Source organism: Thermostichus sp. OS-CIW-26 (assembly GCF_054058395.1).
Window position 1 is genome coordinate 37181 of record NZ_JBSSAG010000009.1, and the last position, 17838, is coordinate 55018.

The following is a 17838-nucleotide window of genomic DNA, read 5'->3' on the forward strand; positions in this document are numbered from 1 at the left end:
GAGCAGGGAGGATATTTCAACAGCTATGTCTCTACTGGATTGGTTTGCGGAGCGGCGCAGACAAACCTCTCTAAACCTGACAGGTAGCAGCCCCTTCGACAAAGAGCGTCAGGTGAGAGAAATTGCCGATGGCCTCTGGCAAAAGTGTCCTGCCTGTGACACCCTGACCTACACCAAGGATCTGCAGCAAAACTGGCAAGTCTGCCCTAGCTGTGGGCATCACCATCGCATTACAGCTCCAGAGCGGCTGGAACAGCTTTTGGATCCCGGATCCTGGCAGCCCCTGGACGAACACCTGGCTCCCACGGATCCCCTACACTTTTTCGACCAAAAGCCCTACTCCGAGCGCTTGGCCACCTACCAGGAGCGCACCCAGCTCAAGGATGCCGTCCTGACAGGGTTGGGAAGCCTGGAAGGGATCCCGGTGGCGATTGGAGTGATGGACTTTCGCTTCATGGGCGGCAGCATGGGCTCGGTGGTGGGAGAGAAGATCGCCCGCCTCACGGAACGGGCCACCTGCGATCACCTGCCCTTGATCCTGTTTTCGGCTTCGGGGGGGGCCCGCATGCAGGAAGGGATCCTCAGCCTGATGCAGATGGCCAAGACCTCAGCCGCCCTACAAAGGCACCGCGACGCCAGACAATTGTTCATCTCCGTGCTCACCCATCCCACCTATGGCGGGGTAACTGCCAGCTTTGCCATGCTGGGAGATTTGATCCTGGCCGAGCCGGGCGCGCAGGTGGGGTTTGCCGGGCCCAACGTAATCGAGCAAACCATCGGCAAGGGCAAGCTGCCAGAAGGCTTCCAAACCGCCGAGTACCTGCTGGCCCAAGGGCTCATCGACGCGATTGTGCCCCGTACTGAGCTGCGCAAGCGGCTGGCCCAGTTGCTCTCTATGCACCGCCCCCGTTTGCATGTGTCCCTTCCCTCCATAGACTCGGAGGCTTTAACCCTGCAACCTATGCTGTAGGTAGATCTGGCTGGAACCTGAGATGGGTGGCCGAGGCCGGATCCCTTCCCTGCGGGGGATGGAGTTCCTGCTAAGCTCTGGGGCGGCTCTTACTTCATGGGTTTACACGGCTTCCCTCTGGCTTGTTGGGAGAGGAGCTGGGGGCGAGAGGGCAGATGTTTTTGGAGGGAGCCGCGCTGTCCCTGGGGATCTTCACAAGATTTCCTGGTGGGCGGTAGCGGATGGTGTTAAGGTGGGGCATGAGGTCTTCACTGGAAACGATGGATTTCAAGCTGCGCATCCGTACTGCTGAGACTCCACAAGGGCAAAAACTGGCGATTGTGCCGCTGGAGGGTCGTTTTGATGCCAAGGCCGCCTCAGAAGTTCGGCAATTGCTCCAGCAGGTTTTAGATTTCGGTTACACCAATATGTTGATCGATATGTCGTCGGTCACTTTTATGGACAGCTCTGGGCTGGGGGTGTTGATCTCTGCTTTGCGCAAGTGCCGTGCTGCTGGGGGCAACATTAGCCTTTGTTGCGTGCCGGAAAATGTGGCCCTCGTCCTCAACCTCACCTCTATGGAAAAGGTATTGACCTGCTTTAGCGACCTGGAGACCGGCATCGCCAACTTTTCCAGCGCTCCCACGGCTCGTTAGGCCGACATTAGGCCTTACTTTTGGGGATCCCCCGATGCTCTTTTCAGCCCATCAGCGAATTCTGGTGATCCCTCTAGCAATTTTCTCAACAATCTTCAGCCATGCCCCAGACCGGCCTCGATACCTTTCAGCTTCTCTACCAGCACCACCGTGGCCCCAGCTTCTGCGAGCGCATGCTGGCAACAGCTCCGGGGCGCTTTAACGAGGCGTTTTGGCACTTCTGGCAGATGCACATCGAGCCCTGCCTGCCTCCTGCACCGCGCTTGTTGGATCTGGGAACCGGGCCGGGGTTTGCTCTGGGTCAGTGGGCGCAACGCTATCCCGGAGGGCACTTCATCGGGGTGGATGTGATGCCCTACATGTTGGAGCGAGCGGCGGCAGATTTGAAGGGGATCCCTGGAATCCAGCTGCTGCAGGCCGACCTGCACGACCCTCACTTGCCGCTTGCGGCCAACAGCATCGATGCAGCTCAGGCAGTGGTGGTGTTGCACGAGATGGTGCAGCCCTTGCGCTTGTTGCAGGAGGTGTTGCGTCTACTCAAGCCGGGGGGGCGATTTTTGCTGGTGGATTGGGTGCGCGCCCCGCTCAGCCTCTACTTCGATGCCGATACAGAGGCCCAACTCTTCCAGCCCGATACCCCTTTGGAAACGCTGCTGGATCAGTTTACCCACTTCTACGAGCACAATCGCTTTAGCGCCGAAGACCTGGTGTGGTTGCTGGAGAGGGTGGGTTTTGCGGTGGTGGCTCAGCAGCTCTACAACCAAAATCGCTTTGTGCGACTTGCAGCCGAAAAGCCTATCTCCTAAATGTCCAACTGCCCATAACGAGATGTTTTGGACTACGGAGTGCAGAATAGACCAATAAACAGAACAGTGTCCAGATCAATTCAGATTACTCTCGCTGTTTTCGTTCATGGCTGCAGGGATCCGATGGTCAGGCTGCGCCTGGGCAAACACCTGCACTTCAGTGCTCATCTTGCGCAGTTGGCGGGCTAACTTGATTGCCTTGTCGCGGGGAAGGGGTGGGCTCACCACCGCCGGCAGACAGCCCAATAGGGGTTTCAGGGCCGTTTTGGGCAGGCGTGCGTAGAACGATAAAGCCGAGAGGATCTCCTCTTCAAAATAGGGGTTGCGATACTCTAGGAGGCGCACCTGATACAGCTCTGGGGGAAGAGGCCGTCCTTGGGTTAAACGAATCAGGGATCCCACCGTTCCCATCACATAGAGTTGATCGCCTTCTTTCAACAGGGTCTTGCCCTCTTTTTGCCAGATCTTGGGAAAAACACAGGGTTTCCCCGGTCGGGAGCGATGCAGCAAGATCACCAGGTCATAGTCCTGGGCCAGTTGGCGCAAGGATAGCCCCAGGTAGTGGCAATCGGCCGAGACCTCCAGCAGTGTCACCAGCAGAGTTTCCCCCTGCCAAGCCAGGGTGCCGTAGACGGATCCCACCAGTGCTGCGGTGGCAAAAGCCCGTGCCCCCAGCCCGGTAGCGCTGTAGCTGATCCCCAGGGTCTGCATGTGGCGCTGCATGCGAGCCGCCAATTCGGGATCGGTAACCCGCAAAATGGTGCGGATCCCCGGCTGCAGGCTGTGGGCCGTCAGGGCCGTCTCCAGGTTGGTGAGATCGTCAGGGGTGGTGCAGATCAGGCAGCGGCTGCCCTGAATGCGAGCCTGTTGCAGCGTGCTTGCCAGGGCGTAATCCCCACGAATCACCACTGCCCCCTCCCGTTCCGCCGCCTCCAAGAGAGGGTTCTCGCTATTGGGATCCACCACCACCACCTCGTAGCCCATCTGCCGCAACAACTGCAGCACCAAATAGCTCAGCCGCCCCAACCCTGCGATCACCACATGATCCTCTTTGGGCATACGGGCAGCCCGACCCAAGCCAAAGCGACTGCTCACCAATTTGTCGGTCACCAAGCCGTAAATCAACCCCACCAGGGCAGCCCCCACCAAGGTCATCATCACCGCCAGCACCTTCACCCCCAGCGGTGTTTCCGGCTGTTGAAAAGCCTCAATATCCCCGTAGCCCCCTGTCAGCACCACGATCGTCAGCAAAAGTCCATCGATGAGGGGTTTGCCGATCATCCTGAAGTTGATCACCCCCAGCACCAGCATGGCCCCCAAGGTGAAGGTGAGGGTGCGCACGATGGGCTTGACCTGTAGGAGTCCCTGCACTCCTCTGCGCAACCAAGACCCAAGGGATCCCCGCCCCAACGACCTGCCTTGCCGTTGTTGTCGCTTATCCTGCACCTGTTCGCTGGCCCAGCGCTGCGCCCGTGAGGAGCCCCGTCGCCCGTTGCGTTCCAGCAGTTGCAGGTAGGCTCTGGGATCGCAAATGACCAAAACGCGATCCCCCTCCAGCAGCTCTGCCTCGTGGTCAAAGTCGTCGAAAACTCGCTGTTTGGAAAAGTTAGAAAGCCCATCCACCGGGTAATGAAACAGCACCCGCGCCCCAAAAGTTTCCTCCAGCTCCGAGAGGGGCATATGCAGCAGGCGGGAGTTGTATCCGATGGTCAGCTCTACCACGTTCCAGAGGGTGGTCTCTCGGTCTGAGACAAAGTAAGCCGGATCTGCCAGCTCTGGCGGAAGCGTGGCCGGCTGGGCTTCCAGCTGGGGCAGCTCAAAGTAGCCAACAAATTCGTCGGAAACAGCCTTAAGGGCAAAAGCCGGGGCAGCCAAAGCCGCCACCGATAGGGAAAAATGCTGCGGCAAAGCCGAGTCGAGATAGCGGGCAAGGCTGTGGTTGAACAGACGGGAGACGACACGCACCTGTGGATTGAGATCTCGAATCAGCAAAGCCAGCTCGAAATTGGCTTGGTCGCTGTCCTCCAGGAGCAGCGCCACCCTAATCCGCTCGATCCCAGCCCGCTGCAACACCCCCGGCTGGCGGGGATCCGCCTGTAGGTATTGCCACTGCTCTTCCAAATGAGGGGGCAGGTCGGGAGCAACTACTACAGCGCGATGTCCAAAAGCTTCTAGGGCTTGGAGAGTGAGCTCCACCAAATCGTTGTAGCCGCAGACCAGGATAGAGACACCTGGATCCCTGCTACTCTCTTGCACCTGTGCATGAGGCGATCTCGAAAGGGAGCTCACCATAGCTCTGTCATCTACCCTGCTCCCTTTATACCCGAAGCCTCTTCAGCTTTCGCGAGTGCTGTCAATACCGCTGACCGCAAAGCCCTGGGTAGAGACCCGTTGCTCAACAAGACCGGCTGCGTTGCTGGCCATCTCAGGCGCTGTCGAGGACAAGGGGAAGCCACCCAGTTTCATCCCAAAGGGTGAGAAGTGAGAACAACTCCCAAGAGCTTGACCTGGTACTTGAGATCTCCTATCATTGCCTCAAGGCAAAGTTCTTGAATAAAAGTCTCAATAAGGTTGGCCCAAGATAAGAGCCAACAGAGTGAGGCTTGCGGGGACTGTCTTTGTCCTTTGGGCTTGGCTTTCCGGTGCTTTCTCAGAGAGAGCCTGGCCGGTGGAGCTGTGTCTCTTGAGATGTTTTTGAACTTAGGAGTTGGGTATGCGCTTATCGCGACGGCAATTTGTCAGTGGAGCCACGCTAGGTTCTGCGGCTCTGGCAGCAGGGTCTCTTCTGCGTCCGGCCCATGGCGCCAATCGGGAAGTGAACCTCTACACCTCGCGACACTACAGCACAGACGAGAAATTGTACGAACTTTTCCAGCAGAAAACGGGCATTACCGTGAATTGGGTGCAGGGCAAAGCCGATGAGATCATCGAGCGCATCCGCAGCGAGGGATCCAACAGCCCCGCCGACATCTTCATGACGGTGGATGTTGCCCGGTTGTGGCGGGCTCAGAACGAGGGCTGGTTTCAACCCATCCAGTCGGAGACGCTCTCCAAAAATATTCCCGAGTCTCTGCGGGATCCAGAGGGGTACTGGTTTGGCCTCACCAAGCGGGCGCGGGTGATCATGTACAACAAAGACAAGGTGGATCCCAAGGAGTTGTCCACCTATGAGGACTTGGCAAACCCCAAATGGCGGGGCAAGGTGCTCACCCGCTCCTCCAGCAACGTCTACAGCCAATCCTTGACGGCCTCGATCATCTTGGCCCACGGGATCCCGGAAACGGAGCAATGGGCCCGAGGCTTGGTGGCCAACTTTGCCCGTCCGCCGGAAGGGGGAGACACGGATCAGATCAAGGCCGTGGCCGCCGGGGTGGGAGACGTGGCTTTGGCCAACACCTACTATTTGCCGCGTTTGATCAAATCCGACAATCCAGAAGAGCGCGCCGTAGCCGAGAAAATCGGCGTCTTCTTCCCCAACCAGCAGGATCGTGGCACCCACGTCAACATCAGCGGGGCCGGCATTCTGAAAACAGCTCCCAACAAAGAAGCGGCCATCCAATTTTTGGAGTTTCTCTCCGGGCCAGAGGCGCAGGCCATTTTTGCCCAGAGCAACAATGAGTACCCGGTACTGCCCGGGGCTGAGATCGACTCGTTGGTGGCCAGCTTTGGCACCTTTAAGGAAGATACGATCAACGCCGCCAGCATTGGCCGCGTCACCCCTGATGCCCTAAAGGTAATGGATCGGGCCGGTTGGAAGTAGATCAGGCCTCCAGGACAGGCCCTGAGTGCAGCCTTTCATTGCTTGACGCCGTGAACGTTAAGCAGCTCGACGGTTCTTGGCCAAGCGTCGATACTCTAGGACGGCGTTGCTTCCGTTCGAGGCCGCTCAGGCGTCCTGTCTTTCTTTTTCAAAAGCTTCTGGAGGTTTGCCAAATGAAACAACTGCGAACAGCAGGCTTGTTCTTGCTCCTGCTTTCTTTAACTTCTTTCTACACCAATAGCCCGGCAAAGGCAATTGAAAACCTTCCCGAAAAGGCTCCTGTTCCAAAGCGGGATCTGCTTTTGAACACAGAAAACAAAGAAGAAGTATTTGACATTATGTCGATCCCCAATTATCCCCACGACAAGCCCGAGGGGTTGGCCATTCTCAACTCAACTACCCTAGCGATAGTTAACGACGACGACTTTGGCATCGTCTCGGAAAAGGGCGCGGTTCAAGAAAAAACTATGCCTTACCTTGGTAACAAGCAAGACGAGAACATCGTTTATTTCGTTAAGCTGCCCAAGAGCTTGTTTTGAGAGAAAACTTGGTTGGGGATCCCTGGAGGATCCCCTTTTCTTCCCCAGGAGTTGCTCAAGAGGTAGCTCCCGCCTGTTGAGATGGACAAAGAGATGAGGTTGAAGTTGTTGAGCAAATCTCTGCCGGGAAGTGGCTTCTTTCCTCTGAACGGCTGGGCGCTTCTGACTCTGACCCTCAGCGGTCTCATTCTCGTTCCTGTCCTTACGGTGTTGCTCAGCCTTTTTGCGGACGAGCGGCAGGTTTGGGAGCACCTGGCCGATACGGTCTTGGGGCTTTATGTGCGCAATAGCCTGGTGATGATGGCAGGGGTGGCGGCGGGGGTCATCCTGGTGGGCAGTGGCACTGCCTGGCTGGTGACCATGTGTCAGTTTTGGGGGCGGGCCTGGCTGGAGTGGATGTTGGTGCTGCCCCTGGCGGCCCCCACCTATGTGTTGGCCTACGCCTACACCGATTTTTTGCAGGTAACCGGCGGTTTCCAGATCTGGCTGCGGCGGGTAACAGGTTGGGGGATCGGCGACTACTGGTTCCCTAACATTCGCTCGTTGTGGGGGGCGATCCTGCTGCTGATCCTCACCCTCTATCCCTATGTTTACCTCTCGGCCCGGCTGGCCTTTCAGGAGCAATCGGTGGCCTGCTTAGAGGTAAGCCGCTCCCTGGGCTACGGGCCTTGGGCCAGCTTTTTCAAGGTGGCTTTGCCGCTGGCCCGACCGGGGATCGTGGCCGGCTGTCTGCTGGCCTTGATGGAAACCCTCAACGATTTCGGCACCGTCAGCTATTTCGGGGTAGATACCTTTACAACCGGCATCTACCGCACCTGGACGGCCCTGGGCAATCCGGTGGCGGCGGCTCAGCTTTCGGCGCTGCTGTTGCTGCTGGTGTTGCTGCTGATAACGATGGAGCAGGTCTCCCGCCGGCGGGCGCGCTACTATCGCCAAGGGTTCAAACCCACCCCAACCCGTTACCGCCTACAAGGGATCCGGGCGGTGGGGGCTTGGCTAGCCTGTGGGATCCCGATTGGGCTGGGCTTCGTCGTGCCGGCCTTGATCCTGCTCCACATGACCCTGCGGCAGGGGGAGTTGGGTCGCCGCTTTTGGAGCTACGCCCAGAACAGCTTTCTGCTATCCACCATCACGGCTATCATTGCTGTTTCCGTGTCGGTGGTGGTGCTTTACGGGCTGCGCATGCAGGGGCTAGGACGGGCGGGATCCCCGTGGGGCCTGCGGCTGGCAGTGCAGTTGTCTTCTCTGGGCTATGCGCTGCCTGGGGTGGTGATTGCAGTGGGGGTTCTGATTCCCCTAGGGTGGTTGGATCAACTGCTGAGCTACCTGCGGCAGGTGGTGCTGCAACAGCCACCTGGCCTGGTGATCAGTGGCACCCTCACGGCTTTGGTGTTCGGCTACCTGGTGCGGTTTTTGGCCGTGGCTTTGGCCACCGTCGAGGCCACGCTGCTGCGCATTCCCCCCAGTTTGGATGAAGCGGCCCGCAGCCTGGGACAGGGATCCCTGGGCACCCTGTGGCAGGTGCATTTGCCCTTGATGAGGGGTGGCCTCTTGGGGGCTATGCTGCTGGTATTTGTGGATGTGATGAAGGAGCTGCCGGCCACGATGGTGCTGCGGCCCTTCAACTTCGACACCTTGGCGGTGCAAACCTACCGCTTGGCAGCCGATGAGCGTCTGGCGGAAGCAGGGGCACCGGCTTTGGCCATTGTCTTAGTGGGGATTTTGCCGGTGGTTCTGCTCAACTCCCAAATGGCGCGGCAACGCAACCTCGGCTCCTCAGGGGATCTCCTTTGATAACCCTACAAGGCCTCCGCTCCGGCCACCACCTCCAGGATCTCCTGGGTAATAGCCGCCTGGCGAGCTTTGTTGTAGGCAAGACCCAGCGTGCGAATGAGCTCGCTGGCATTGTCGCTGGCGTTGTTCATGGCCGTCATGCGAGCTGCCAATTCGCTGGCCGCCGCCTCCTGCAAGGCCCGTAGCAACTGGTTGTTCAGGTACAGCGGCAGCAGTGCATCCAAAATCTGCACGGGATCCTGCTCAAAGATCATGTCCTGAGGTGGGGCCGAGACCGCTGCAATGACTTTGCTGCGCTCGACAGTAAACTCCCCACCCCGCACCAAAAGACGAAAAATTTCATCGTCTTGAGTGGCCAACCGCGACGGATCGAGGGGCAACAGGGATTGTACCACCGGACGGGAGCTGATCAAAGAGACAAAGCGGGTATAGAGCAGCTCTACCTTGTCCACCTTCTCCGACAAGAAGGCCGCCAGGAGCTGATCCCCAATCTGGGCAGCCTCAGCCGCCGTGGGGATCTGCGACAAATTCACGTAGGTCTTGGCGATGGGAGCGGAGCGCCGCTGGAAATACTGCACCGCCTTGCGGCCCACCAGGTAAAGCTGCACCTGCTGCCCTGTCTCCTGCAGCTCGCGAACCCGCTCCTCGGTGCGCTTAATCACGTTGGCGTTGTAGGCTCCGCACAAGCCCCGATCCCCGGCCACCACCAACAGCCCCACCGTCTGGATGGGCCGCTGCTTCAGCAGAGGCAAGTTGACATCCTCCAGTCGCAGCCGCGTCTGCAGTCGATAGAAAACCTGGGCCAGCCGGTCGGCGAAGGGACGGGTGGCCATCACTTGCTCTTGGGCGCGCCGCACCCGAGCTGCTGCCACCAGCCGCATGGCCTCGGTAATTTTGCGGGTGTTTTTCACCGCTTTGATGCGATCGCGGATGCGCTTGAGGTTTGCCATAACCTACTCCCTCTATTTTGGTGGTCGACAGGGATCCGGGCCAGGAGAGATCCGCGTCACCCTAGGCCGCCTTGGCCACGAAGCTCTGCTTGAACTCTGTGATGGCCGTTTTCAAGATTTCTTCTGCCTCGTCGGTGAGTTGCTTGGTGGAGAGGACGATCTCGCCATACTTAGGATGGGTGGTGCCCAGGTAAGCCAAGAGGCCCTGCTTGAAGCTGGAGACCTTCTCCACCGGAATGTCATCCAAATAGCCTCGCGTCCCCGCATAGATAATGGCCACCTGCTGATCCAGAGACAGGGGAGAGTATTGCGGCTGTTTCAGCAACTCCTGCAGCCGTTGGCCGCGGGCCAACTGCTTTTGGGTGGCCTCATCCAGGTCAGAGGCAAATTGGGCAAAGGCCTCCAGATCGCGGTATTGCGCCAGTTCCACCTTGATGGAGCCAGCCACCTTTTTCATCGCCTTGGTCTGAGCTGCCGAGCCGACGCGGCTGACGGAAATCCCGACGTTGATGGCCGGGCGGATGCCAGCGTTGAACAGATCCGATTCCAAGAAGATCTGCCCATCGGTGATGGAGATAACATTGGTGGGAATGTAGGCCGACACGTCATTGGCCTGGGTTTCCACGATCGGCAGTGCCGTCATGGATCCCTCTCCCAGTTGGCTGCTCAGCTTGGCGGCTCGCTCCAATAGCCGCGAGTGCAGGTAGAACACATCCCCAGGATAAGCTTCCCGACCGGGTGGACGGCGCAGCAGCAGCGACATTTGCCGATAAGCCACCGCCTGCTTGGAGAGGTCGTCATAGACCACCAGGGTGTGTTTGCCCTGGTACATGAAGTATTCGGCAATGGTGGCACCACAATAGGGGGCCAGCCACTGCAACGGAGCTGGACTATCGGCGCCGGCAGCCACCACAATGCTGTAGTCCATGGCCCCTCGCTCGGTCAGGATGCCCACCACCTGGGCGATGGTGCTCTGCTTCTGACCAATGGCCACGTAAATGCAGATCACATCCTGCCCTTTTTGGTTCAGAATTGTGTCCACAGCAACGGTGGTCTTGCCGGTTTGGCGGTCGCCGATGATCAGTTCCCGCTGCCCCCGCCCGATGGGGATCAGGGCATCGATGGCGGTAATGCCGGTTTGCAGGGGCTCGTACACAGAGCGGCGATCGACAATGCCAGGTGCCGGAGATTCGATCAGGCGAGACTCCGTACACTGGATCGGGCCTTTGCCGTCGAGGGGGTTGCACAGGGGATCCACCACGCGGCCCAAGAGGGCTTCCCCCACCGGGATGCTGGCAATCTTGCCCGTGGATTTGACGGTGGATCCCTCTTGGATATTCCGCCCGGAGCCGATCAGCACGGCACCGATGTTGTCTTCTTCCAGGTTGAGGGCAATACCGGTGGTGCCATCCTCAAATTCCAGCAGCTCGCTGGCCATCACCTTATCCAAACCGTAGATGCGGGCAATGCCATCCCCCACCTGCAGAACTGTCCCCACATTGGAGACCTGCATCTCCTGGTTGTACTGCTCAATCTGCTGTTTGATGATGGTGCTAATCTCGTCTGGGCGAATGGTAGGCATAGCAGTCCTCTCAAGTAATGGGAAGGGATCCTCAAAAACCAACTTAGGCCAACTGCAAGGCCAGCCGGCGCAACTGTCCACGCAAGCTGAGGTCGATCACCTGGGATCCAATCTTGATGACCACCCCTCCCAGCAGCTCCGGATCCTGAGTGGCTTGCAACTCCACACCGCTGGCCTGGGTGAAGTCCATCACCCGCTCGCGAATTGACTGCTGCTGAGCTTCCGTCAAGGGTATCGCCGTCGTCACCTCGGCCAGGACGATGTTCTGGAGCTTCCGTTGCAGATCCAAAAAGCGCCGGCAGACGGCCCCGAGAAACATGATACGGCGGCGGTCGGTCAACAACTTCAGCGCATTGAGCAGCAGAGGGTGGATCTGATCGGCAAATACTTGCTGCAGCAGGTTCTTTTTGGCCTCGGCCTTGATCACCGGGTTGGCGAGAAACTGGCCCAGCTCCGGCGTAGCCCGCAAAACCTCGGCAATAAAGCGCATATCGGCGGCAAAAGTGTCCAGCAATCCCTGGCCTGACCCAAGAGCAATGAGAGCCTCGGCATAGGGATCCACCACCTTCTCAGCCATTGTGCTGCTGATCATACCTTTCTCCTCCTTGAGAGCTAGCGGGCAATCATTTGGATCCCTTTCTCGATCAAGCTGCGGTGAACCTCTTCGTTGAGGTGCTGCGGCAACTCCTGCTCCACCTTGCTCAGGGCTTGGCGAACGATCTGCCGACGCAACTCTTGAAGAATCCGCTCCTGCTCGCTGGACAACTCTTTCTCAGCATTGGCCCGCAGCCGCTCCACTTCCCGCTCCGCCTGCTCCAACAACTCTTGCCGACGGGCTTCGGCGTTGGCTTCCGCCTGCTTGCGGATACGTTCAGCCTCCTGCTGAGCCTGGGCCAGCTTTTGCTGCTCCTCCGCCAGCTTCTCGATGGCTTCCTGTTTGCGCTGCTCCGCCTGCCGCAGTTCTTCTAGGATCCCCTCCCGCCGCTTGGCCAGGGCTTCTCCCACCACTTTGCGACCCAAGATAAACAGCAAGGTGAGAATGATCGCGATGTTGATCAGGTTGCTCTCGAGAATCTTGGCCAAGAGATCCCCCTCTCCTGCCTTGGCTTCTGGGAGTAGCTCCGTGGTCTCGGCCACAGCCAAGATCCAACCGGCCACCCAACTCCACACAGGCATCGCAAGCTCCTCCAAAAGTACTTCCAACCAGCGATCTAACGAGCACTGCCCAACAGTTTCTGGGTAATCTGGGCGGCAATGGCATCCACCTGCTGCTGCAGCTGTTCGAGGGCTGCCTGCTTCTCTTGCTCGACCTGTAGCCGCGCCGCCTCCAGCTTCTGCTGGATCTCTGCCTGCACAGCAGCCAGTTTCTCGGAACGAATGCGAGCAGCTGCAGCCTCTGCCTCAGCGATCACCTGCTGGGCTTGCAAGCGGGCCTGGCTGATCTCAGACTCATACTGTCGGGTCAACGACACCGCCTTGTCCAACCGCTCTTGGGCTTCCGCTTGAGTGGTGCGGATGTAGTCGCTGCGGCTGTCGATAGCCCGCGTAACCGGCTCATAGAAGAGGGAGTTGAGCACTGCCACCAACAGCAAAAACTGAATGGCAATCAGGGGCAGGGTGGCATCCAGATCGAAAAGACCACCTTTTTCAGCCGCTTCAACAGCCAATAGAGTTTGGAAGAGCATGGGTGTTATGACCCCAACAGAAACTTAGGTCTACCGTCAGGCCGGGTTGGGGGGCGGATATGGCTCACCTCGGCCATCGCTGCGGCCCGCCCCCGTAGGACACTAGGCGAAGGGGTTGGCAAACAAGAGCACCAAAGCCACCACCAAGCCGTAGATGGTCAGAGCTTCCATGAAGGCCAGGCTAACCAGCAGGTTGCCGCGGATCTTGTCTTCCGCCTCAGGTTGGCGGGCCACCCCTTCCATCGCAGCAGCAGCGGCGTTCCCCTGTCCGATCCCAGGACCCAGGGATCCCAGACCAATGGCCAGAGCAGCAGCCAGAACAGAAGCAGCAGAGGTTAACGGATCCATAGTGAGATGCTCCTTGGTGATTGACACAACAACAACGTCTCTTGAGCTTCAGAGGTGATCGGGTCTGATACACTACAGCCTCAAATCACTCCCTTGTCGGCGGCTTTCAGAACCAATCTGTCAGCCCCAACAAACCTTACCAAAAGAAGGGATCCCTTGCGCTGGCCCACTTGAGATGATCCTCCGTGAAAAGGCCAAGGTGATCGGCCAAACAGCGGGATCAATCGTGGTGATCCCCTCCTCCATGACCTTCCAGCGCCTCTCCAATGTAAGCTGCCGAGAGGGTTGAGAAGATCAAAGCCTGAATTGCCCCCGTAAACAGGAACAGAACCATCACCGGCACGGGGATAAACAAGGGCACCAGCAACACCAACACCGCTATCACCAGCTCTTCGGCCAGGATGTTGCCGAACAGACGGAAACTCAGGGAGAGGGGCTTGGTGAAATCTTCCAAAACATTGATGGGCAGCAGAATCGGGGTAGGCTCAATGTATTTTTTGAAGTAAGACAGCCCCCGCTTGCTGATGCCGGCTACGAAATACATGATGCTGGTAAGCAGCGCCAAGCCAGCAGTGGTGTTGATGTCGTTGGTGGGAGAGGCCAGCTCCCCTTCCGGCAGAGGAATCAGCTTCCACGGGAAGAGGTTGCCCATCCAGTTGGAGACAAAGATAAACAGGAACAAGGTGCCGACATAGGGTACCCAGGGCCGGAAGTTTTTCTCGCCAATCTGGGCACGGGCAATGCTCTGCACAAATTCCAGGGCATACTCGACAAAGTTTTGCAGACCAGCCGGCTCCCGCTGCAGTTGACGGGTGCCCAAGATAACCACCGTCAAGATCAGGGCAATGGCGATCCAGCTGGCGATCAAAACCTGCCCGTGAACCGTGAATTTGCCCAGGTGCCAGTAAAGGTGATGGCCGACCTCGAGTTCTGCCAAAAGAGGAGGAGAGGAGAAGGACAGGTTCATGGGCATCACACAGAAGAAGATGAACGGGTCAAGGTCTGGACAAGATGAATGAGCAGGGTGACCTTGTAGGTCATGAACCCCAGGAAAATGGGCAATATCTGTAAAGACTTCACCTGAGTGGCTAAAACGATCAGCCCGACAAACAGAGCCAAACGCGTCACCCCCAAACGGTTGCGGCTTTTGCCCAGCTCCGCTACGCCGCGGCCCAGCATGCGCAGATAAACCACGCCAACAACCGCCCCCAGCAAGTAGTTGGCAGCTACCCTCAGAGAGTAAACCAGGGCCACTCCCACGGCAATGGCCAGACTTACCCCCAAGGTAACCAGCACCAGCCACAGCTGCAGCGCTTCATAGCTCCCGCTGCCAGCAACTGCTGCCCCCCTAGCTCCACCCTTCACCTTCCTCGCCAAATCGGGCTTCCCCAGGGCAAGGGGTGGCTCTGACGCAACTGGATCCCCTGTCTCTTCCTCCCGCTTCGGAGAAGGAGGTGCATTCTCCAAGGGAGGCAGTGGTCTGGGCTTCCACTGGGTCGCCTTCCAACGGGTAGAACTGTGAGAGAGGAGTCTGGAAGAACGGGCCATGGTTTCGAGGTCATGCCTCTCAAGGTTTGACCTTAACCCAAGATAACACGATTAAGTAACAATACTTAATGAGATTAAGTTGGGCCAAGGTCTGAAGGAGACTCCGCTGGTCGCTCAGACAGGCAGCTGGCCTTCCGAACGACAGGGATACTGATACATTTACGCTGAACACTGCTGAACATCACTGTTCAACTATGCAGCGATAGCATTCTGTTTGTTTCCAACCAGAATGGCGGTATCCCGCAAAGCTTTGAGTAGAATACCCAAAGCGCAGTTTCCGTGTCGTCTTACTACCAATTTTCTGCTTTGCTTTGGCTACCATGTTGGCAGACTCGAAAGTAAACAGAAAGATCAACTGGTAGTAATCTGTACTGAACATATTATACACTATTTTCAGTATAGTTGAGCTTATTATTGACTAGAGTCATGCTCCTCTGAGGAGCTAGCTAAGAATCTACCACTTTCGGGGATCGGTAGCGGCAAAATGGAAAACTTTCTGAAAGCTGTCTGGTGTAAAGTTTTGCTGGGGATGGTCAGCAGGCGTTAACATTCCGTAACTCTCTGTGTCCCGTCCTGGATCCCCCAGGTTTCATATACTAAGGGGCAGGAGTGGCAGAGGGTGAGGATGACTCCCCAGAGTTGGCTGGTGGATGCAATCTGGCTGGACTACCGCTTGGCAGTGGCGCTGACGGTGGTGATGCCATTGCTGCTGCTGATTTGGGCTTTTGCGGTGGGGTTGCGGCCCTTGATTCAGCTATTGATCGTTTATTGGCGGGTATCGAGCCTCTTGGCGGTGACGGTGTACCTGATGATTGGGGGCCTGCCCGTCAGCTTTCTCAGTGGAGCAATGGCGCGGCTGTTGATCTTGGTTTGTCTTTGGTTTTGGCGGGACTGGAGTGCTGCTCTCGAGCAGTCGAGAACCTGGGCGGCGCGAGCCTTTTTGCTCTGGCGGTGGGGCCTGACTGGTTATATGGGGGCCGGGATCCTCTTTTCGGGGGCCTTTGTGCCCTGTGCTTTCCGCACTTCTCTGCCAGAGGAGTGCCGGGCTTGGTTTGGGCCACCGCTGGGGTTTCGGGAGATCTTCCATCCCAATGTATCGCCGGAGCTGCTGGGGAGCGTGGGGGCCTGGGGGCTGGTGGCCTACCTGCTCTACAGCCTCTACTTTGTCTGGCGGCTGCGACCCGGAACTGATAAGGGGGAACTGGAAGCATGAGGGCCCTGCCTTGGCCCTTGGCCTTGGAGCGCTATAGCCAAGACCACCCGCAAGAGGTGCTACGGGTGGAGGTGGAAAGCGAGGGAGAAATGGACTTGGTTCTTATCTACCGAGGCTACAGCAGCTCTTTGAGGCGAGCTACCCCCAGCGACCCCGAAGCGGCGGTGATCCCTCCCCAGGCCCGCTTTTTGCAGTTGGAGCGCTTGGCTGCCCCCTATCACCCCGATCGCTCACGGGTTCTGGCTGTCTATCGCAACTGGGGAGAGCTAACAGCATGGCTGGCCCAAGAAGGGATCCCAGTGACGGAGTAAGGGATCCCTGGCACCTACCGCCCCACAGGGCTGGGTTGCCGCTGGAGAATGGTATATTCTGCCGGCTGCAAAAGCGAGCGTCCTGTCATTTCGGGGGGCTGAGGCAGGCCCAAGATCTCCAGCAGGGTGGGGGCCACGTCGGCCAAAGTGCCGTTGGAGCGGAACTTGACATCGCCGCCACAGCCGGGGATTTTGCGCCTTTCCCCCTCCACCAGAATGCAGGGAACGGGGTTGGTGGTGTGGGCCGTCCAGGGGTTGCCGTTCTCATCCCACATCAGCTCTGCATTGCCATGATCCGCCAGGATCAAAGTGGTGCCTCCCGCATCTACCACTGCCGCCAGCAGCCGGCCCAAACAGCGATCCACCGTTTCCAGGGCGCGGATGGTGGCTTCGTAGTTGCCAGTGTGGCCCACCATGTCGGGATTGGCATAGTTGAGCACCACCAGGCTGTATTCGCGGCGGGCGATGGCCTCTATCGCTTTGTCGGTCACTTCCACTGCCGACATCTCTGGCACCTGGTCGTAGGTGGTCACCAGCGGGCTTTGCACCAGGATGCGATCTTCGCCGGGGAAGGGCTGCTCAATGCCGCCGTTGAAGAAGTAGGTGACATGGGCGTATTTTTCCGTCTCAGCAATGCGCAATTGCTTGAGGCCGGCCTCGCTCACCACTTGGCCCAGCAGGTGATCCAGGTTCTGCGGCTTGAAAAGCACCTGCACCGGCAGCTCCGCCTCGTACTGAGTCATGGTGATGAAGGTGAGATCCGGCAGCAAGGGGCGCTGAAAGCCTGAGAAATCTGGGCAGACAAAGGCTTGGGTAAGTTGGCGGGCGCGATCTGGGCGGAAGTTGAAGAAAAGCACTGCATCTCCCGGCTGCACAGCCCCCGGAGCCAGGCGGGTGGGCGGGATGAACTCATCTGTGAGATCCTGGGCATAGAAAGCTTCCATCACCTCCGCGGCGCTTTGTCCACGGCCAGGGCCGTCTTGGGTCATGATCTCGTAGGCCTTTTGGGTGCGCTCCCAACGGCGATCCCGATCCATGGCGTAGTAGCGTCCGCTCAGGGTGGCGATGACGCCATTGCCCAGCCATTGCAGCTCTTTTTCCAGGGCGGCCAGAACCCTGGCACCATCGCGGGGCAAGGTGTCGCGGCCATCGGTGATGGCGTGGACATAGGCCGGAATCTCAGCCTGGGCCGCCAGCTTGAGCAACCCATAGAGATGGTCGATGTGGGAGTGAACCCCCCCCTCGGAGCAAAGGCCAACGAAGTGAAAACGGCCCCCTCGCTCTCTGAGCTGGCGACAAACTTGCATCAACAAGGGATCCTGGAAAAGGGATCCTGTCTCTATCGCGTCGCTGATGCGCACCAATTCCTGCGGCACCACCCGCCCTGCCCCCAAGGTCAGGTGCCCGACTTCAGAGTTGCCCATCTGTCCTGCCGGCAGGCCCACGGCCCGACCCGAAGCTTGCAGCAGGGTGTGGGGATAGGCAGCCCAAAGGCTATCCAGGACAGGGGTTTCCGCAGCCAGCACCGCGTTGCCATCGAGAGCATCCCGATAACCCCAGCCATCCAGGATCACCAAAACCACAGGTGCTACCGATTGCGAATCCATGAAATGGCCTCTCGTTTTATTTAAGACATAATACCAGCCCAGGCAACACGATACCGGATCTTACATTTGCACTCAAGATTTCAATATTAT

Annotated in this window: 18 protein-coding genes; 8 read left to right on the top strand and 10 right to left on the bottom strand. The window is 58.2% G+C overall.

From position 1 onward, the window contains the following. Positions 1 to 25: 25 nt before the first annotated feature. From accD to ACVW0C_RS05840, 3 genes are all read left to right on the top strand, one after another. A complete protein-coding gene (gene accD / locus ACVW0C_RS05830; RefSeq protein WP_414328771.1) occupies positions 26 to 970 on the top strand; it encodes an acetyl-CoA carboxylase, carboxyltransferase subunit beta in 945 nt (314 codons plus the stop codon). A gap of 239 nt (positions 971 to 1209) precedes the next feature. Next, complete coding sequence (locus ACVW0C_RS05835; RefSeq protein ID WP_457384607.1) at positions 1210 to 1605, top strand: STAS domain-containing protein; 396 nt, start codon at positions 1210 to 1212, stop codon at positions 1603 to 1605. Between the two features lie 101 nt (positions 1606 to 1706). Then, positions 1707 to 2411: a class I SAM-dependent methyltransferase gene (locus ACVW0C_RS05840; protein ID WP_457384608.1), complete on the top strand. Its 705-nt coding sequence runs from the start codon at positions 1707 to 1709 to the stop codon at positions 2409 to 2411. 75 nt (positions 2412 to 2486) lie between these two features. Here the strand turns inward: ACVW0C_RS05840 and ACVW0C_RS05845 are convergent, their stop codons facing one another. Then, positions 2487 to 4667: an NAD-binding protein gene (locus ACVW0C_RS05845; RefSeq protein WP_457384609.1), complete on the bottom strand. Its 2181-nt coding sequence runs from the start codon at positions 4665 to 4667 to the stop codon at positions 2487 to 2489. Between the two features lie 457 nt (positions 4668 to 5124). Here ACVW0C_RS05845 and ACVW0C_RS05850 point away from each other — a divergent pair, with 457 nt between their 5' ends. The 3 genes from ACVW0C_RS05850 (at position 5125) to ACVW0C_RS05860 (ending at position 8504) form a co-directional block, all read left to right on the top strand. After that, positions 5125 to 6171: a Fe(3+) ABC transporter substrate-binding protein gene (locus ACVW0C_RS05850; protein ID WP_457384610.1), complete on the top strand. Its 1047-nt coding sequence runs from the start codon at positions 5125 to 5127 to the stop codon at positions 6169 to 6171. Positions 6172 to 6344: 173 nt separating this feature from the next. Then, entirely contained in the window at positions 6345 to 6710 is a 366-nt protein-coding gene (locus ACVW0C_RS05855) for a hypothetical protein (RefSeq protein WP_414344453.1), read from the top strand. A gap of 93 nt (positions 6711 to 6803) precedes the next feature. After that, positions 6804 to 8504 carry an ABC transporter permease gene (locus ACVW0C_RS05860; protein ID WP_457384611.1) on the top strand — a complete coding sequence of 567 codons (1701 nt, stop codon included), beginning with the start codon at positions 6804 to 6806 and terminating at the stop codon, positions 8502 to 8504. A 5-nt stretch (positions 8505 to 8509) separates the two neighbouring features. Here ACVW0C_RS05860 and ACVW0C_RS05865 read toward each other — a convergent pair whose 3' ends face one another. The 8 genes from ACVW0C_RS05865 to ACVW0C_RS05900 all read right to left on the bottom strand — a co-directional run bounded on the left by ACVW0C_RS05865 (position 8510) and on the right by ACVW0C_RS05900 (position 14446). Beyond that, positions 8510 to 9454 (bottom strand): F0F1 ATP synthase subunit gamma, encoded by a 945-nt coding sequence (locus tag ACVW0C_RS05865; RefSeq protein ID WP_011434217.1) that lies wholly within the window; start codon positions 9452 to 9454, stop codon positions 8510 to 8512. A gap of 61 nt (positions 9455 to 9515) precedes the next feature. Continuing rightward, the gene (atpA, locus tag ACVW0C_RS05870; RefSeq protein WP_011434218.1) at positions 9516 to 11036 is read right to left on the bottom strand and encodes a F0F1 ATP synthase subunit alpha; all 1521 of its coding nucleotides are present in this window, start codon (positions 11034 to 11036) and stop codon (positions 9516 to 9518) included. Between the two features lie 43 nt (positions 11037 to 11079). Next, positions 11080 to 11628, bottom strand: coding sequence for an ATP synthase F1 subunit delta (atpH, locus tag ACVW0C_RS05875; RefSeq protein ID WP_414330491.1), 549 nt, complete (start codon positions 11626 to 11628; stop codon positions 11080 to 11082). Between the two features lie 20 nt (positions 11629 to 11648). After that, entirely contained in the window at positions 11649 to 12212 is a 564-nt protein-coding gene (locus tag ACVW0C_RS05880) for a F0F1 ATP synthase subunit B (RefSeq protein ID WP_457384612.1), read from the bottom strand. Positions 12213 to 12247: 35 nt separating this feature from the next. After that, on the bottom strand, positions 12248 to 12721 hold the full coding sequence (locus tag ACVW0C_RS05885) for a F0F1 ATP synthase subunit B' (RefSeq protein WP_414349846.1): 474 nt from the start codon (positions 12719 to 12721) through the stop codon (positions 12248 to 12250). Positions 12722 to 12823: 102 nt separating this feature from the next. Further along, a complete protein-coding gene (gene atpE, locus ACVW0C_RS05890; protein WP_235280127.1) occupies positions 12824 to 13069 on the bottom strand; it encodes an ATP synthase F0 subunit C in 246 nt (81 codons plus the stop codon). Between the two features lie 220 nt (positions 13070 to 13289). After that, positions 13290 to 14036, bottom strand: a complete 747-nt coding sequence (gene atpB, locus ACVW0C_RS05895) for a F0F1 ATP synthase subunit A (RefSeq protein ID WP_414349847.1) — start codon at positions 14034 to 14036, stop codon at positions 13290 to 13292. A 5-nt stretch (positions 14037 to 14041) separates the two neighbouring features. Next, positions 14042 to 14446 (bottom strand): hypothetical protein, encoded by a 405-nt coding sequence (locus tag ACVW0C_RS05900; RefSeq protein ID WP_457384613.1) that lies wholly within the window; start codon positions 14444 to 14446, stop codon positions 14042 to 14044. Positions 14447 to 15242: 796 nt separating this feature from the next. Here ACVW0C_RS05900 and ACVW0C_RS05905 point away from each other — a divergent pair. After that, on the top strand, positions 15243 to 15830 hold the full coding sequence (locus ACVW0C_RS05905) for a DUF3177 family protein (protein WP_011434226.1): 588 nt from the start codon (positions 15243 to 15245) through the stop codon (positions 15828 to 15830). Beyond that, positions 15827 to 16141 (top strand): DUF7734 family protein, encoded by a 315-nt coding sequence (locus tag ACVW0C_RS05910; protein ID WP_457384614.1) that lies wholly within the window; start codon positions 15827 to 15829, stop codon positions 16139 to 16141. The genes ACVW0C_RS05905 and ACVW0C_RS05910 overlap by 4 nt, the downstream gene beginning before the upstream one ends. A gap of 14 nt (positions 16142 to 16155) precedes the next feature. On the opposite strand, the gene gpmI is transcribed toward ACVW0C_RS05910, so the two are convergent. Next, positions 16156 to 17748 (bottom strand): 2,3-bisphosphoglycerate-independent phosphoglycerate mutase, encoded by a 1593-nt coding sequence (gene gpmI, locus ACVW0C_RS05915; RefSeq protein WP_457384615.1) that lies wholly within the window; start codon positions 17746 to 17748, stop codon positions 16156 to 16158. Positions 17749 to 17838: the final 90 nt, after the last annotated feature.

Bases quoted from the DNA above. Each gene is read 5' to 3' on its own strand.
- ACVW0C_RS05865 (WP_011434217.1), bottom strand. From the start codon at position 9,454: ATGGCAAACCTCAAGCGCATCCGCGATCGCATCAAAGCGGTGAAAAAC.
- atpH (WP_414330491.1), bottom strand. From the start codon at position 11,628: ATGATCAGCAGCACAATGGCTGAGAAGGTGGTGGATCCCTATGCCGAG.
- atpE (WP_235280127.1), bottom strand. From the start codon at position 13,069: ATGGATCCGTTAACCTCTGCTGCTTCTGTTCTGGCTGCTGCTCTGGCC.
- ACVW0C_RS05910 (WP_457384614.1), top strand. From the start codon at position 15,827: ATGAGGGCCCTGCCTTGGCCCTTGGCCTTGGAGCGCTATAGCCAAGAC.
- ACVW0C_RS05850 (WP_457384610.1), top strand. From the start codon at position 5,125: ATGCGCTTATCGCGACGGCAATTTGTCAGTGGAGCCACGCTAGGTTCT.
- atpA (WP_011434218.1), bottom strand. From the start codon at position 11,036: ATGCCTACCATTCGCCCAGACGAGATTAGCACCATCATCAAACAGCAG.
- ACVW0C_RS05885 (WP_414349846.1), bottom strand. From the start codon at position 12,721: ATGCTCTTCCAAACTCTATTGGCTGTTGAAGCGGCTGAAAAAGGTGGT.
- atpB (WP_414349847.1), bottom strand. From the start codon at position 14,036: ATGAACCTGTCCTTCTCCTCTCCTCCTCTTTTGGCAGAACTCGAGGTC.
- accD (WP_414328771.1), top strand. From the start codon at position 26: ATGTCTCTACTGGATTGGTTTGCGGAGCGGCGCAGACAAACCTCTCTA.
- ACVW0C_RS05860 (WP_457384611.1), top strand. From the start codon at position 6,804: ATGAGGTTGAAGTTGTTGAGCAAATCTCTGCCGGGAAGTGGCTTCTTT.
- gpmI (WP_457384615.1), bottom strand. From the start codon at position 17,748: ATGGATTCGCAATCGGTAGCACCTGTGGTTTTGGTGATCCTGGATGGC.
- ACVW0C_RS05835 (WP_457384607.1), top strand. From the start codon at position 1,210: ATGAGGTCTTCACTGGAAACGATGGATTTCAAGCTGCGCATCCGTACT.
- ACVW0C_RS05905 (WP_011434226.1), top strand. From the start codon at position 15,243: ATGACTCCCCAGAGTTGGCTGGTGGATGCAATCTGGCTGGACTACCGC.
- ACVW0C_RS05840 (WP_457384608.1), top strand. From the start codon at position 1,707: ATGCCCCAGACCGGCCTCGATACCTTTCAGCTTCTCTACCAGCACCAC.
- ACVW0C_RS05880 (WP_457384612.1), bottom strand. From the start codon at position 12,212: ATGCCTGTGTGGAGTTGGGTGGCCGGTTGGATCTTGGCTGTGGCCGAG.
- ACVW0C_RS05855 (WP_414344453.1), top strand. From the start codon at position 6,345: ATGAAACAACTGCGAACAGCAGGCTTGTTCTTGCTCCTGCTTTCTTTA.